At 68.3% G+C, this 13,687-nt stretch carries 15 protein-coding genes; 11 read left to right on the top strand and 4 right to left on the bottom strand.

The genetic code is table 11. The annotated features are described in order from the left end of the window. Positions 1 to 11: 11 nt before the first annotated feature. Positions 12 to 899: an MBL fold metallo-hydrolase gene (locus GFH48_RS05965; RefSeq protein ID WP_153287253.1), complete on the top strand. Its 888-nt coding sequence runs from the start codon at positions 12 to 14 to the stop codon at positions 897 to 899. A 696-nt stretch (positions 900 to 1,595) separates the two neighbouring features. Here GFH48_RS05965 and GFH48_RS05960 read toward each other — a convergent pair. Continuing rightward, a complete protein-coding gene (locus GFH48_RS05960; RefSeq protein ID WP_228120388.1) occupies positions 1,596 to 2,099 on the bottom strand; it encodes a transcriptional regulator in 504 nt (167 codons plus the stop codon). Positions 2,100 to 2,334: 235 nt separating this feature from the next. Between GFH48_RS05960 and GFH48_RS05955 the strand changes: the two genes are divergently transcribed. From GFH48_RS05955 to GFH48_RS05940, 4 genes are all read left to right on the top strand, one after another. Continuing rightward, positions 2,335 to 2,628 carry a helix-turn-helix domain-containing protein gene (locus GFH48_RS05955; protein WP_194280507.1) on the top strand — a complete coding sequence of 98 codons (294 nt, stop codon included), beginning with the start codon at positions 2,335 to 2,337 and terminating at the stop codon, positions 2,626 to 2,628. Next, a complete protein-coding gene (locus tag GFH48_RS05950) occupies positions 2,625 to 3,236 on the top strand; it encodes an RNA polymerase sigma factor (RefSeq protein WP_228120387.1) in 612 nt (203 codons plus the stop codon). Before GFH48_RS05955 ends, GFH48_RS05950 begins: the two co-directional genes overlap by 4 nt. Continuing rightward, positions 3,233 to 4,246 carry a BN159_2729 family protein gene (locus tag GFH48_RS05945; protein ID WP_153287251.1) on the top strand — a complete coding sequence of 338 codons (1,014 nt, stop codon included), beginning with the start codon at positions 3,233 to 3,235 and terminating at the stop codon, positions 4,244 to 4,246. The genes GFH48_RS05950 and GFH48_RS05945 overlap by 4 nt, the downstream gene beginning before the upstream one ends. A gap of 650 nt (positions 4,247 to 4,896) precedes the next feature. Then, positions 4,897 to 5,154 carry a hypothetical protein gene (locus GFH48_RS05940; protein ID WP_153287250.1) on the top strand — a complete coding sequence of 86 codons (258 nt, stop codon included), beginning with the start codon at positions 4,897 to 4,899 and terminating at the stop codon, positions 5,152 to 5,154. A 115-nt stretch (positions 5,155 to 5,269) separates the two neighbouring features. Here GFH48_RS05940 and GFH48_RS05935 read toward each other — a convergent pair whose 3' ends face one another. Further along, entirely contained in the window at positions 5,270 to 5,698 is a 429-nt protein-coding gene (locus GFH48_RS05935; protein WP_153287249.1) for a hypothetical protein, read from the bottom strand. A gap of 1,088 nt (positions 5,699 to 6,786) precedes the next feature. Here GFH48_RS05935 and GFH48_RS05930 point away from each other — a divergent pair. The 6 genes from GFH48_RS05930 to GFH48_RS05905 all read left to right on the top strand — a co-directional run bounded on the left by GFH48_RS05930 (position 6,787) and on the right by GFH48_RS05905 (position 11,198). Beyond that, positions 6,787 to 6,999 (top strand): hypothetical protein, encoded by a 213-nt coding sequence (locus GFH48_RS05930; protein ID WP_153287248.1) that lies wholly within the window; start codon positions 6,787 to 6,789, stop codon positions 6,997 to 6,999. Positions 7,000 to 7,182: 183 nt separating this feature from the next. After that, positions 7,183 to 9,099: an inorganic phosphate transporter gene (locus tag GFH48_RS05925; protein ID WP_228120385.1), complete on the top strand. Its 1,917-nt coding sequence runs from the start codon at positions 7,183 to 7,185 to the stop codon at positions 9,097 to 9,099. Positions 9,100 to 9,131: 32 nt separating this feature from the next. Continuing rightward, positions 9,132 to 9,812, top strand: coding sequence for a hypothetical protein (locus GFH48_RS05920; protein ID WP_153287247.1), 681 nt, complete (start codon positions 9,132 to 9,134; stop codon positions 9,810 to 9,812). Positions 9,813 to 9,930: 118 nt separating this feature from the next. After that, positions 9,931 to 10,188, top strand: a complete 258-nt coding sequence (locus GFH48_RS40060; protein WP_194280506.1) for a helix-turn-helix domain-containing protein — start codon at positions 9,931 to 9,933, stop codon at positions 10,186 to 10,188. A gap of 119 nt (positions 10,189 to 10,307) precedes the next feature. Then, complete coding sequence (locus GFH48_RS05910; protein ID WP_194280505.1) at positions 10,308 to 10,955, top strand: IS3 family transposase; 648 nt, start codon at positions 10,308 to 10,310, stop codon at positions 10,953 to 10,955. Between the two features lie 93 nt (positions 10,956 to 11,048). Then, positions 11,049 to 11,198, top strand: a complete 150-nt coding sequence (locus tag GFH48_RS05905) for a hypothetical protein (protein WP_194280504.1) — start codon at positions 11,049 to 11,051, stop codon at positions 11,196 to 11,198. Positions 11,199 to 11,384: 186 nt separating this feature from the next. On the opposite strand, the gene GFH48_RS05900 is transcribed toward GFH48_RS05905, so the two are convergent. Next, positions 11,385 to 11,765, bottom strand: coding sequence for a helix-turn-helix domain-containing protein (locus GFH48_RS05900; RefSeq protein ID WP_228120380.1), 381 nt, complete (start codon positions 11,763 to 11,765; stop codon positions 11,385 to 11,387). Positions 11,766 to 12,158: 393 nt separating this feature from the next. Further along, positions 12,159 to 13,559 carry a dihydrolipoyl dehydrogenase gene (lpdA, locus tag GFH48_RS05895; RefSeq protein WP_153287243.1) on the bottom strand — a complete coding sequence of 467 codons (1,401 nt, stop codon included), beginning with the start codon at positions 13,557 to 13,559 and terminating at the stop codon, positions 12,159 to 12,161. Positions 13,560 to 13,687 lie beyond the last annotated feature (128 nt).

Here is a 13,687-nt window from a genome sequence, read left to right as displayed (position 1 = left end):
GAGAGAGAAAGATGCAGCAGAAGAACAGGCCCTTCGAACTCTCCGAAGTCCAGATGCGCACGCGGCAACTCGCCGACGGCGTGTACGCGGTGATGTCGACGGACGTCGACGAAACCGACCACACGGCGACCAACGCCGGCTTCGTCGTCGGTGCTTCTGGAGTGCTGGTGGTCGAGTCGCTGAGCAACGGCCGACTCGCGTCCCAGGTCATCGGCGAGGTCCGCAAGGTGACCCCGCTGCCCATCCGGTTCCTGGTGAACACCAGTTTCCACGGAGACCACTGCTTCGGGAATTTCGCGTTCCCTTCGCAGACCGTTGTCCTCCAGCACGAGGCGACCAAGCGTGTGTTGGACACCCGCTTCGAGCAGGACCGCTCTTTCATGATCGGACTGCTCGGCGCGAACGCCGGCATCGAAGAGGCGGTAGCGCGCTCGGCAGACGTCACCGTCACCGGAGCGACCTCCCTCGACCTGGGAGGGAAGCACGTGGACATCGATCACATCGGCTTCGCCCAGACGGACGGCGACCTGATCGTCCGCGTCCGCGAAGACGACGTCGTCTTCGTCGGGAACATGCTCCAGGCACCGCCCCCGGCCTTCCCGTGGCTCCTGGAGGGACGGGCCGAAGAGGCGCTCGCCACTTACCGGCGTCTCTACGACATCCTCGACGAGAACACCCTGATCGTGCCGGGACACGGCCGCACCATGGGGCGCGCCGACATCCTGCACTCGGTCGGCTACATCGAGAAGCTGAACGGCCTGGCACGCGAAGCCAGGGAAAAGGGGCTGTCGGTCGAACAGGCCCGCGAGGCGCTCGCGATGGAGGAATACCGTCACTACAGCATGTATGACTTCATCCACCTCCAGGTCAACATCCCCGCGGTACTGACCGGCGAATGACCGACAGGACTGGCGGACCACCGGTGGACGGGCGGTGCTTGCCCGGCCCCGGTGATCAGGAGCAGCTGCTCACGGATGCAGAGGTGGGAGCCTTCGACGTGTCCCGCGCCGGCTCTTCCTGACTGCTTCGCCGGTCCGCGCCACCAGCACGGCTCTCCCCGGCGCGTTCCTCCGCCTCGGACGTCCCGTCGCCGCCGGTACCCCGCGCCCGCTGAAGGGCGAGTTCACCGACAACGCCGTTACGTGCCACCGGCGTTCACATCCGTCGAGGCCCGCTGGGGGTCGTCGCGGGCATCACCCCGTCCGCCCCGGCGTGTTCTGACCGCTCCCCGCCCTCGCACTCTCTTCAGCGACTGCTCGACCACCGATGTCGCCGACGCCCGCAGCGCACAAGGGGTTGCCGTCGCCGCGGGCAGCGGCAATCCCCGTCTCCAGCAGCGTCGTCGGAGACCACGGCGGCCACGCTCAGCTTCATGGCGGGCGGTTGACGAGTTCACCGAGGCCGAACCACTGCGCGCCACCGCAATGAGAGGCCGTCCATCGCGGGGCCGCGGGCGTGGGGCAGGCCGCGACACGGCAAGCGGTACGCCGCCCCACTCCGCCGGGCCACACCTGTCCCACCCCGGCGAGCGCCGTTCTCGGGACGGTCGCTTCAACCAGCGTCACAGGCAACGGCCCCGCGCCCACGCCGTGTCGTCACCCACCTCCGACGACGGCCCGCAGGCCGTCGGCCGAATCGAGTTCCTCCTGGAGCCGGATCGCCTGGACGATGCTCCCGCTCAGTGTCTTGCGGATGATCGGATCCGTGATCCCCCACATGTCCATGGCCTCGTCGGGGGAGAGCGGCTCCGAGGCCGCCTCACGGCTCACGTCCTGGGTCCCTCTCTGCTCGGGAATGTGACCGGTCTCCACCAGCATTCTGCGGTGATCGAGATTGAGGACCGTCGCCCACATCATCAGCTGTGACGGCAGTGGGAGAGTCTTTCCGTCCAGCGTCCGGCTGATGGTGGTGAGGCTCAGACCGGTCAGGGCCGCCAACTGCGCCCGGCCGCCCTGCCGCGGGCGTACGTCGTAGCCGGCCTCGGTCGCAACCGCCGTGAGATACGCGCCGGCCCGCCGTGCCTGCGCCTGCCGCCCGGACAGACTCGGAGGGGGAGGTGTAGCCCGACTCCCGTAGGTGGGATCTTCCATGCTCCGCATGTTTGGAGGGTAGCGCGCATGCATGTCACGGCATGCCGGTTGCACGCGTGCACCTTTGCAGGTCAAAGCCTAGATCGATATTCCCGCAGGCCATCCCGTTGATCTCGCCTTTGTGTGCGAATCAAAATGCCCTTGCGTCACTCTCGTCTGGGAACTTGCATATGTTGCGTGCGTGTGGGTTAGCCACATGCGCGCACGTCCCTGAGGGGGTTCCCTGACCATGCTCCGCCTCCACATGGCCAAGCTCCTGGTAAAGGCCAGGGAGTTCGGCGACGAAAGCGTCATCGACGTGGCGCAGCGTACCGGCATCAGCAGATCGACGCTTCACCGGCTCGCGGCCGGCACGAAACAACCAAGCCTGGCCACGCTCTGGACCCTGCGCGACGCCTACGGAGTCCGCCTCGACACCCTCGTGTACGACGATCCGCGCACCATGCGGTCCACCCCCGTCCGACTGGCCCGGGCAGCCACCGCCCACCTCGAGGCCACCACCATCCACCCACTCCACGATCCGGGAGCAGACCATTGATTACGGAGACACATGGCGTAACCGGCCCCCGCACCAGCAAAGTTCCGGTTCCGGGGGAACCGACGCTGATCACCCGTGCACGGCACCGCGACCCTGACGCGTTCGGCGAGCTGTACCGGCTGCACCGCGAGGTGATCGCCGCGTTCATCAGACAGCGCGTCACATCCAACGCCGCACTGGCCGAAGACCTCACCGCGGACGTCTTCGTCAAAGCATGGGACAACATCTCCACCTTCCGGTGGACCGGGACGCCCATCCGCGCCTGGCTGTGCACCATCGCCCGCAACGTGGTCGCCGACCATTTCAGAGTCGCCGCGACCCGACGTCTCACCTTCGTCGACCAGATCTCTCCCATCGGCGACGTGTGGACAACTCCCGTCAACACCGCAGAGGAAACGGTCCTGTCCACGCTGGACGTCGCCGACCTCCACGACGTCCTCTCGGGTATCACGCCACGCCAGCAAGCCGTCATCCGGCTTCGCTTCCTGGGGGAGATGTCCATCCTCGAAACCGCCCGCACCATGGGCACCACCACCGGAGCCGTCAAAACCCTCCAATGGCGCGCGCTGAACTCGTTGCGCAAAGCCTGCACGGGAGCCGCAGCATGACCACCAGCCCCGACAACCACACCGACATCGAACAGGAACTGGCCGAACGCCTCGGCCGGCTGGCCCACACCTTCATCGCCGAACTCGACGCCCAGGGCCGCCTTGTGGAAACCGGCGGTGCCCAAACCCTCCAATCCCTCAGACAGCAACACCAGAGACACCCCGCCTTCGTCCGTGCCTCCACAGCCCAGCCTTCTCCATCCTTCCCCCCCACGCCGGACCAGGCACTCACCGGCCTTCTCGAAGAACAGCCACGCCCACCCGCGCCACGCCGAGCCCCCACCGACGCCGCCGACACGCCTGCCACCGACGCGGCTTGGATCGATCGCTCGCCCGCCCCCGTGCTCCGGGGCACGAGGGTCCTGCCTCGCGCCGGCCGCCTCATGTCCGTCACCACCGGCACCGCTCCCCCGCGCGAGGCGTCGGACGGCACCCCCCAACCGTCCCCCGACGAGCAGCCGTCCACGGACTCACGGAACGGCACCAGCAGCGCGACGGCACCCCACGAACACGCTGACCGCTGGGAGAACGCCCACCGGACGGCCGCCACGGCGGACAGACTCAGAGCCGCGAACGCCCATCGCCTCGAGCTCACGCACGTCGCCTCGGACGACGAACGCGTCACCATCCACATCCGTGCCGTCACTCTCCACGACTGGGAGTACTGGCTCACCGCGATCGGCGTACCACTGGACGCCTCCACCCCACGCTGCGGACAGGCTCAGATCGCCATCGGACGGATCGACGAAGTCGACATCCACCTCACCGCACACCGCGTCCCTCACCTGCTTGAGCAAGCCGTCCAAGCCGCCGACACCCCCTACTGCCTCGGCGGCCGCTGCTACGACCTGGCCGTCGACCACAGCGACCGGCACGGGCAGACATGGCACTACCTGGGTCACCGCCAGGAAGACGAAACCCCGCTCCTGACTCTCCACGGCAGCGACGGCCCCCACTACCCCTTCCCAGCGGTCATCACCTCCAACGGCCCGCTCACGCCCACCGGGTGAACACACGGCAACCCCACGGGCGACACGGCCCGCAAGTTCGCGGCGGTCACGCGGCAGGCGGAGCCGTGCTCGACGCGCACAACCTCACCGGCCAGGGCGCGCGGTGACGTTCCGCCGACTGAGCAGGGTCCGGGTGGACGGACGACGGCGTCGCGGGTGACGCGGATCTTGCTGGGCAGGCGACCTCGGGAGTGTTCAGGCGCGAGGTCGCCGAGTCACCTTTCCGGGCAACGCGGCGTGCGGGAGTGTCTCGTGAACGGCCGGTCCGCCGACCATGGAGTTGCCGGGCGGGCGAGATGATGACCGAGCGGGAGGTCATGACCGAGCCGGTCGGTACGCCTACGTCGGACGACCGAGTGGTCGCGATGCCGGTCGACCTGGCACGGAACGAATGCCCGCGACTGACCGGTGGGGGCGGACTGCTGAAGCGGTTCTGATGCTCATGCGCGACGGGCTGAAGGGTCTCCCTGACGCCGTCGGCGCCGTACGGTCTCGAACGGTGGCCCGGACCCGCGTGCTTCCCATGTCGACCGTGTGTTCCCTCTTGGCTGTTGGTCGGACATGTCGAAAATGCGGGATGGGGAAGATATCCTCGTGCGCTACCGAGTAATGGCCGGTCACGAATTCCGCTCCGGCGAGAGGCGGTTCAAGTGCTGTTCGTGCAGGGAACTTCGGTGACTGCTGTTGTGCGCGGCAGCATCGGAGAACCGGTGATCTTACTTCCCGGAGAATCGCGTCTGGCGACGTTGGATCCAGGCTGGGCCGACGTACTCAAGGCGGCGAATGTCGTTCTGAACACGACGGAATTGCAGTGCTTGTGGAGTGCCATGCTCACCTTCAGTACACGGCGCCCCGATTCCTATGTGGTCGCGGAAAGCGGCATCCTCGCGGTCTACAGGTTCCGGTGACTTCCGGGGAGGCACCGAAAAACGCCCGTCATTCCTTCATGACGGGCTTTCTCTTTCCCCTGGAGCGGCGCCGCCCGTAGTCTCCATGACGACGGGCGGCGGCAGCGTGGTCCGGTCAGAGGCGCTCGTACAGGTAGCACTCCCGGGTGTGGTGGTGGCGGTCGTACCAGTACCGGTAGGTGTAGCGGTCCTGGTCGTAGTGCCGACGGCAGGAACGACCGCGGTCGTCGTCCCGCCAGTCGCCGCGGTAACGCCACTGGTCGTCCCGCCAGTCGCCGCGGTAACGCCACTGGTCGCCGAGCCAGTTGCCGCGATGGCGCCGGTGGTCGTCCCGGTCGAAGCCGCGGTGTCCCCGCGGATCGCCGTCGCCGCGGTACTCGCGGGGCGCGTGGTCCCGCACGGACGACGGGTTGCTCCCCGCGGCTGCCGCCGTTGTGGTGGCGGCGCCGAGAAGCGGTGCGGCGGACGCCTGCACGGCCAGCGGCGCCATTACGACGCCGACTGCCAGGAGCGCGCTCGACACTCCTTTGGCAATACTCTTCACTTAGTCTCCTTTCGGACACCAGGACCTTTTGTCCCGCTGCTCGATCTGACGGTACCTCACATTTCGCAATCGTCACGTAGGGGCTGAATCCGGCCGGTCGTGGTCGGTTCCGACGCGATGCGGTGAATGGCAGGTCAAGGGCGTGAATGCCTGCAACAGCGGAGATCGCGTCTCTCTTGTGGCGCTCGGGCGGATACATCGATCCGCTGTCACTGGAATGGAAATGAAGTGCCTGCCGGGGCCGTACTGCTCCTTGTTCATGCCCCGTGTTCCGTGGAGTGCGGTAATGGAAAAATGTGAGGTGGGCGGATGGTGCCGCTGTGAATCACCGGGTCTTTTCGCCCCGCCTTCCGTCGAGTGCGCGGGCCGATGGTGGAGGGTTCAGGGACCGCTTCGGGCCGGATGGCTCGCATCGTCGGCGTGTCAGGACGGAGCACGTCGTCCCTGCGTCGGCGCGCGGGGGTGTGCCGGGGGTGTGCGATGCCGGAGGGTCGGCAGCAGGTGTGGCCCCGGCCGGTCGGTGGCTGTTGTGGCGCGCACGCGGTTCGGCCGGCGTCCGTGGCCGGCCGGCCGGATCCTCGGGGACGGTCCGAGTCTCCGTCGAGCCGGGGGTCGGCCGGGGACCTGATGTTCCGTCAGAGACGCCTGGGTGACGAGGATTCGGGGTGACCGTCGCTTCGACCAGGCGTTTCGTCGGTCGTGCCGCGGTGTCGCCGCCTCGTGGCCTGAACAGACACGCGACTTTGAACGCATGTCGGATATGGAGGGTTTGCGTAAGGCGTTCCCTTTCCACTACCGTCCAGGTTCTCCGGACAGAACGTCCGGAGGCTCTGGACGGCGGAGTTGACGTACGCCTACGTGTTCCGTTTCTTACATCCGCTGTTCAGAGCCCCTGTGGCCGGGGCGCCCCACGCCTCGGCCACAGAGGACAGGCAACCAGTGCGAACCCAGGCACCGGAGCGAACCGGCGAGCTGCCGGCCGGTCGGACTCGTCGATGTGACCCGCGGGGAATCGACCCGCAGGGGTGACTCACGAGTCGACGGCCGCCTTCTGTGCCGCAATCACCAACACCTATGAAGGGTATCCAATGAACATCAGCCAGCTTGAGGCCGAGACCGCCGAACTGCTGCCCGGACGCGAGGCTCTGGCACGGTTCTCGTTCAACCTCACCAGGATGACGTCCATCTCGAAGAAGGTGGCCAACCTGGACGCCCACAACGAGTCCGCGGCGGTGAACCAGTTCTCGCCGCTCGCCGTCGCGCAGTCCCAGGCTTCGCAGGCCATCAGCGTCCACCAGTAGGGCGCTGAAGCTGCGGGGCGGGCATCTTCCACCCGCCCCGCAGTGCCGCGCGAGTCACCGCCGACGTCGGAGCAGCGATCGGACGTTCGGTGCCGAGGCTCTTGGCCGCCTCTCCCAGGCCCCAGGAGGGGCCGACAAAAGCCAGGTACGCGCCCAAGCGCCAGTCGCGCCGTGGAGAAGACGATGACGCCGCCCGCAGAACACAGCATCCCGCACGGCCGGAAGGAATTCCGCTCGGTCCCCGGCGATGCCCCGCCCGCCACAGCCACCGGGACCGCATGGCCGCCGGACTCGTCGACCGCCACGACACAGGTCAGGACGGCCGGCATCCCCACGTCGGTGCGCGACCCACGTGTTCCCCATCTCACCCACGGCCTGCAGACCCTCGGCGAATACCAGGGCTCCGGATTCACCGACCGCAGATACGTCGTCCGCCGAGGCGACGGCCAGGTGCTCCTGCTCTCCCGCCTGCTCTACCTCGTCGTCAGTTCCATCGACGGCACCCGCGACACGGAAACCATCTCCCACCGTGTCTGCGGCCGGTTCGGCGCGGAGGTCACCCCGGAGAACATCGCGTACCTCATCAACAAAAAACTCACCCCACTCGGAGTCACTGTCCTCCTGGGGGAGCTCGCCCAGGACTGCGACGACGCGCCCACGTCCGATCTCCTGCTGTCCCTGCGCGGTCACCGGGTGATCTTCCACGAGGCACGGGTGGCCCGTATCGCCTCGGCGCTGAGCTGGCTGCACCGGCCGCCGGTCGTGGCGCTGGCCCTCGCCGGGACCGCGGCCGTCGACATCTGGCTCTTCGCGATCCACGGCGCCATGACACCCCTGTTGCAGGTGCTGGAGCAACCGGTGTGGATGCTCGCGGTGTTCCTGCTCACCGTCGCCTCGCTCCTCTTCCACGAATTCGGTCACGCCTCCGCCTGCAGGTACAGCGGTGCCGTCCCGGGGAAGATCGGATGCGGCATCTACCTGATCTGGCCGGCCCTGTACACCGACGTCACCGACGTCTACCGCATCAACAGGGGAGGGCGGCTGCGCACCGGCCTGGGCGGCGTCTACTTCAACGCCGTCTTCATGCTGGCTCTCGCCGCCTGCTATCTGCTCACCGGCCAGGCATTCTTCCTGGCCTCCGTCTACCTCGCACACTTCGAGATCCTGGAACAGCTGATGCCGGCCCTGCGGCTCGACGGCTACTACATCCTCGGGGACCTGGCCGGTGTCCCCGACCTGTACGGCAAGGTCAAGCCGATCCTGCGGAGCCTGCTCCCGGGACGCGCGCACGCCGAGACGGTGGGACTCAAACGCTCCGCGCGCACCATCATCGCCACCTGGGTGCTGACGATGATTCCGCTGCTGATCGCCGAGGCCGCCTACGCACTGTGGAATCTCCCGCGACTGGTCACGACCGCTTTCCGCAGCCTCGTCGACCAGTTGCTCGGAACCGTCGAGGCTTTCGGCGCGGGACATCCGGCCGCGGGCACCGTCGGCGTCATCGGTGCCCTGATGCTCGCATGCCCGATGGCCGGCGGCGCCTACCTCATCGGCAGGGTGCTGGCACGACTGGTCCGGGCGGCCCGCCACACGACCCGGGGCAAGCCCGCGCTGCGGCTCGCCCTGGGGGCCGCGAGCTGCGTCGGGACCTGCGCTCTCGCCGCCGCCTGGTGGCAGGGCATGACACCCGAGCCGCTACCCCGCTCAGCTCCGGTGGCGCCTCTTCTGCAGCCGGGAGTCCCACGGACCGGGGCCACGGAAAGCAGCCCCGCACAGCTTCCTGCCAGCAGTCCGCCCGCCGCGCCGTCCCTCGGCCCGCAACCGACCAGGCGCCCCGGCACCGTCGTTCCCGACCGCAGTCCCCACGCCGTGGTGACGCCGCCGTCGCCCACCGCCCACCCCGCGACAGCGCCGCCGCCCGCCGCCCGCACCACGCTTCCGCCCTCCTCCTCCGCCCATGTCACACCATCGGGCGCCACCTCCACGGCCACGCCCTCGGGCAGTGCGACGGCCTCGGCGTCCCCGTCCTCCGCACCGCCCTCCGTGACCGCCTCCCCGTCCACCCCCGCACCCACGTTGTCGAGCCCCAACCCGTCCTGACCCAGGCCACCGCACCATCCCAGGAGAGGTAAATGAATCACCGCAAGCCGCGCAGCAGTACCGTCGCGAAGACGGCCGTGAGCATCAGCATGGCCGCCGGCGCAGGCATCGCCATGACCACCAGTACGGCGTCGGCCGCCACCGGATTCGGCATCTCCCATGACGTCGCGACCGCCGTGGATCTGGCACACAGCCGTGCCGACCGTACCCATGTGCGTCAGTTCGAAGAGAGTTTCAGGGTCCACGAGTTCGGTCCGTCCGTCGCTGTGACGGCCAACAACCGTGCCACGGCGGAATCGGTCGGGTGCTCTCCGCACGCCCCGTGCCGCTCGATCGCACTGTCCTTCCAGATCGTCACCACCTCCGGTCGCAACGCTCGCCTTGTCAACACCACCAACATCAGCCGCGCGCTCAACGAACACTGCGCCGGCTGTGAGACGTTCGCCGGCTCCTACCAGTTCGTGGTCGCCACTCCCCGGGCCTTCACACTGAGCGGACAGGCCCGCAGTGCACTCGCCCGTCTCGACCGCCGTGCCGCGGCGCTGCAATCGTCGAACCTGTCTGTCACCCGGATCCGGCAGTACGCCGACGATCTCGCCCACGAGGTCAAGGCCGTCCTCGACCGGGAGGCGGCACGTGCTCCCCGGGGCGGCGGCAGCGACCCCTTGGCCGATTTCGACCCCACGGTGACGATGCATCGCCACGTCCGCTAGTCCATCTCGGACGCCCGGGGCCGCGAACTCCCGCCGCAGTCCCGGGCTGTTGTCCGGGCGGCGCTCCCGCCGCCCGGGAAGCCGCGACGACATCGTCCGACCTGGAGGGCCTGAAACCGTGAACAGCCCACATCCCGCCACGCTGCGTACCAGGGCCCTGGAGCTCCTCTCCGAGGGGCACGCGGCAGGAGAGGTAGCACGGCAACTGGGCGTTCCCCCCACGACCGTCTACCGCTGGCGGCGTTCGGGGACCATCCCGTCCGGCCTGGCCCGGGCCCGTACGCGAATTCAGGAACTGGAGGAAGAAGTCCTTCTGTGCCGAAGAACCATCGACGCCCTGAGTGAAGTGATGCCCCCAAAAGGCGTTACGAGGTGATCGCCCGTATGGCGGCGCAGGGATTTCCGGCCCGCAGGGTCGCCGGTCTCCTCAATGTGTCGGAGTCCGGTTTCTATGCTTGGCGTGAACGTCCCGCGTCGGCGAGGCGACTTCGACACGTGTGGCTGACCCGACTGATCCTCGACATCCACAGAGAGTCCGGGTCGGCCTTCGGATACCGTCGCATCCGGCAGGTGCTGGAGCACCGCTTCGGCATCCGTGTCAGTCACGGGACGGTCGAACTCCTCATGCACCAGGCGGGTATCCGTGGCAGGCCGGGGGGCGTCCACGAGCGGACCGGCCTTGCGCGGCACGCCGTGCCGAGCGACTGTCGGACCACCGGCGTCCTCGCCCGCCACACGCGTGAGGGCCCCCTCTCCGCCATGCCGGCCCTCGACGCGAGGTACCGTCACCTGCTCGACGGGGGCGGCCAAGCCGCCGCGGGCCCCGAACCCGATCAGCACCCGCTGAAGGGTTCTCCCACCCAGAATTCGGCGGCCGCGGAGTCGCCCGGCGCGGTACGGGGCGGGTTTCTCACACGCGCCTTCGCAGACCGGGACAAGCAGACGAGTCGTGCCTCCGATCCCGCGGCCCGCGGTCACTGTCACGACCACGCGGTGGTCGAGGAATTCCGGGAGAACACCCCTCATGCGCTCGCGGCACCGGGGACCCAGCCCGCTTTCGCCCCGCTACGCACCGAGTTGTCGGAAATCCTGGGCGGCCTGGTCCACCTGGAATACGCTCTCGGAAGGAACCCTCCCTCCTAGAAACGGCACGGACGCATGGAGCCCACCCCGCCCCTCGCCGGTGAAGCCGTTCCCCGCACGGCCACCGGCCTCCCCGGCAGACAGGCGCACCGCATGCTTCTGTACGGTGCTCTCGACGCAGCCGGCGTCGCGCTGGAGGTCGGTGACGTACAGGCGGTCTTTGACGTCGCCGAACTCGACTACATCACGGTGCAGAGCATCATCACGTGGATCACCGCGGCGGGAAGGCCACGTTTCGGCTGAGGGCTGTCCCGTGATCCCCGGTGGATCGGAGCGTCGCGTCGGACGCGGTGCGTCGCGAAGGCGGAGGGGCGTCCTCGTACCGGGTGTGTCCGGGCGACCCCGGCAACGCGGCGAGGTGCCGGGGCTGTCGTCGTGCGCCCGCCGGGGATCACGGGACAGCCCTCAGGTCCTGCCGACTGCTCGCCGTCAACCGTCCGGGTCGCCCGCGCGCCCGTCCTCTTCCGGCTGCTCCTCCTGGAGCAACGATTCTATGAGCACCGCCACATGCCGACGGTCCTTCGGAGTCAGCTTGTGCACGCTCGCGATCAGGATTTCCACTTCCGGATCCGTGGTCTCGGGCGCGTTCTCGAAGTACAGGTTGACGCCCGCGGCCTCGGCGGCAGCCCGCTGCACCGGGGCCACGGGGATACCCAGCCCCTTGGCCAGGCCTTCCAGAGTCGTCTGCTGCGGCAACTGCGCCAGTCGCACCGAGGTGGCCAGATGGTGGACCGTCGAACGGGAGATGCCACCACGGCGTGCAACATCGTTGTAGGACCAGCCGTTCTGGTCCAACTTGCGTTTGATCATTTCCTGCAGTGTGTTGGGCACCGCCGATACTTCCTGTCGGGGGGAGTAACAGGCTGCCGACGAGTCTAACGGGCCCATGACCGGGTCGCTTCGCATGGTTCTCCGTTGTCTCCGCATGATCGCGGGGTCACCAGATGCGAACGTCGTCTTTCATGTGGGCGGAAGCGTGGGCTTCGGCCAGGGCCGTCGCCCGCCCGCCGGGCGCATCCGTTCGATTCCCGGTGCCGGTCCACCTCGCGACCGCGGAGGGGCCGGCCGGTCTCCGCGGTGTCTCCGGCCGGTGGCCCCTCACACACCCTTGAAACGCTCGGGCGACGTCGACGAATCCTCACCCCGCCCGCCCGGTACGTCGCAGGCGGCGCGGACGGCGGGGGGTGCGGCGGCGCTCCCGACTCACATGTTGATCATGTGGCCCGCCAGCCCGTGGATCGCCTCCTTGACCGCCTCGCCGAGCGTCGGGTGCCCGTGCACGTTGCGAGCGACCTCATGGACGGTCAGATCCCACTGCTGAGCGAGCGTCAGTTCCGGTAGCAGTTCGGTGACTTCGGGGCCGATCAGATGGGCGCCGAGGAGTTCACCGTGCCGCGCGTCGCTGAGGATCTTCACGAAGCCCGCGGTGTCGCCCAGACCGTGCGACTTGCCGTTCGCGGTGAACGGGAACTTCGCCACCCGCACGTCGAAGCCCCTCTCGCGGGCCTGCGCCTCGGTCCACCCGAAGCTGGCGATCTGCGGCTGACAGTAGGTCGCGCGCGGGATCATGACGTAGTCGAGTTCCATGGTCTCCGCGTCGGCGATGGTCTCGGCCGCCACGATGCCCATCGCCTCGGCCGCGTGAGCGAGCATCAGCTTCGACGTCACGTCCCCGATGGCGTAGATGTGCGGGACGCTCGTGCGGCACCGTCCGTCGATGTCGATCGCCCCGCGGTCGGTGAGCCGCACACCGGTGTTCTCCAGGCCGTAGCCCTGCACGCGCGGCTGGAAGCCGATCGCCTGCATCACCTTGTCGGCCTGGAGCGTCTGCCGCTGCCCGCCCGTGGTCACCATCACCTTGACCGAGTCGCCCGAGTCGTTGATCGCCTCGACACGGGTGGAGGTCAGCACATTGATGCCGAGCCGCTTGTAGCGGCGGGTCAGCTCCGCGGAGACCTCCTCGTCCTCCAGCGGGACGATACGGTCGAGGAACTCGACGAGGGTGACCTCGACGCCGTAGTTGTGCAGGACGTAGGCGAACTCGACGCCGATGGCACCGGCGCCCGCGATGATGATGCTCTCCGGGAGGGTGTCGGACAGGATCTGCTCCTCGTACGTCACCACCCGCTCGCTGAGTGAGGTGTTCGGCAGCAGCTTCGTGGTGGCGCCGGCGGCGACGATGCAGTTGTCGAAGGTGAGGGTCTCCGTGCCGCCGTCGGTGAGGGCGACACGCAGGGTGTGGTCGTCGGCGAAGGTGCCGCGCCCCGTGTACTGGGTGATCTTGTTCTTCTTCATCAGGTAGTGGACGCCCTTCACGCGCCCGTCCGCCACCTTGCGGCTGCGGGTGAAGGCCTCCCCGTAGTCGAAGGTCACTTCCCCGTTCACCCGGATGCCGAAGGTCTTGGCCTCCTGCGTGAAGATGTGGGCCAACTCCGCGTTGCGCAACAGCGCCTTCGACGGGATGCACCCCACGTTGAGGCACACTCCGCCCCAGTACTTCTCCTCGACGACCGCCGTGCTGAGCCCGAGCTGGGCGGCCCTGATCGCCGCGACATATCCACCCGGGCCGGCGCCCAGGACCACTACGTCAAAGTGTGCGCTCATGGCGGCCAGCCTAGTACTCCGGCCCGGAATGCCGATCTTGCTGGTCGGGGGTGGCGTCGGGAAGCGCCCGGACGGGGTGGGTGACGCAGGACGGGGCCCGCCGAGCGGCCGTCGCGCCGTCCGGCCGT

The organism is Streptomyces fagopyri (assembly GCF_009498275.1).
Lineage (GTDB): Bacteria > Actinomycetota > Actinomycetes > Streptomycetales > Streptomycetaceae > Streptomyces > Streptomyces fagopyri.
Note: the sequence above shows the minus strand (reverse complement) of the source record. Positions and strands in the feature narration are given on the sequence as shown.

Bases quoted from the DNA above. Each gene is read 5' to 3' on its own strand.
- GFH48_RS05955 (WP_194280507.1), top strand. From the start codon at position 2,335: ATGGCCAAGCTCCTGGTAAAGGCCAGGGAGTTCGGCGACGAAAGCGTC.
- GFH48_RS05900 (WP_228120380.1), bottom strand. From the start codon at position 11,765: ATGATCAAACGCAAGTTGGACCAGAACGGCTGGTCCTACAACGATGTT.
- GFH48_RS05945 (WP_153287251.1), top strand. From the start codon at position 3,233: ATGACCACCAGCCCCGACAACCACACCGACATCGAACAGGAACTGGCC.
- GFH48_RS05925 (WP_228120385.1), top strand. From the start codon at position 7,183: ATGACGCCGCCCGCAGAACACAGCATCCCGCACGGCCGGAAGGAATTC.
- GFH48_RS05965 (WP_153287253.1), top strand. From the start codon at position 12: ATGCAGCAGAAGAACAGGCCCTTCGAACTCTCCGAAGTCCAGATGCGC.
- GFH48_RS05920 (WP_153287247.1), top strand. From the start codon at position 9,132: ATGAATCACCGCAAGCCGCGCAGCAGTACCGTCGCGAAGACGGCCGTG.
- GFH48_RS05930 (WP_153287248.1), top strand. From the start codon at position 6,787: ATGAACATCAGCCAGCTTGAGGCCGAGACCGCCGAACTGCTGCCCGGA.
- GFH48_RS05960 (WP_228120388.1), bottom strand. From the start codon at position 2,099: ATGCGGAGCATGGAAGATCCCACCTACGGGAGTCGGGCTACACCTCCC.
- GFH48_RS05905 (WP_194280504.1), top strand. From the start codon at position 11,049: ATGCTTCTGTACGGTGCTCTCGACGCAGCCGGCGTCGCGCTGGAGGTC.
- lpdA (WP_153287243.1), bottom strand. From the start codon at position 13,559: ATGAGCGCACACTTTGACGTAGTGGTCCTGGGCGCCGGCCCGGGTGGA.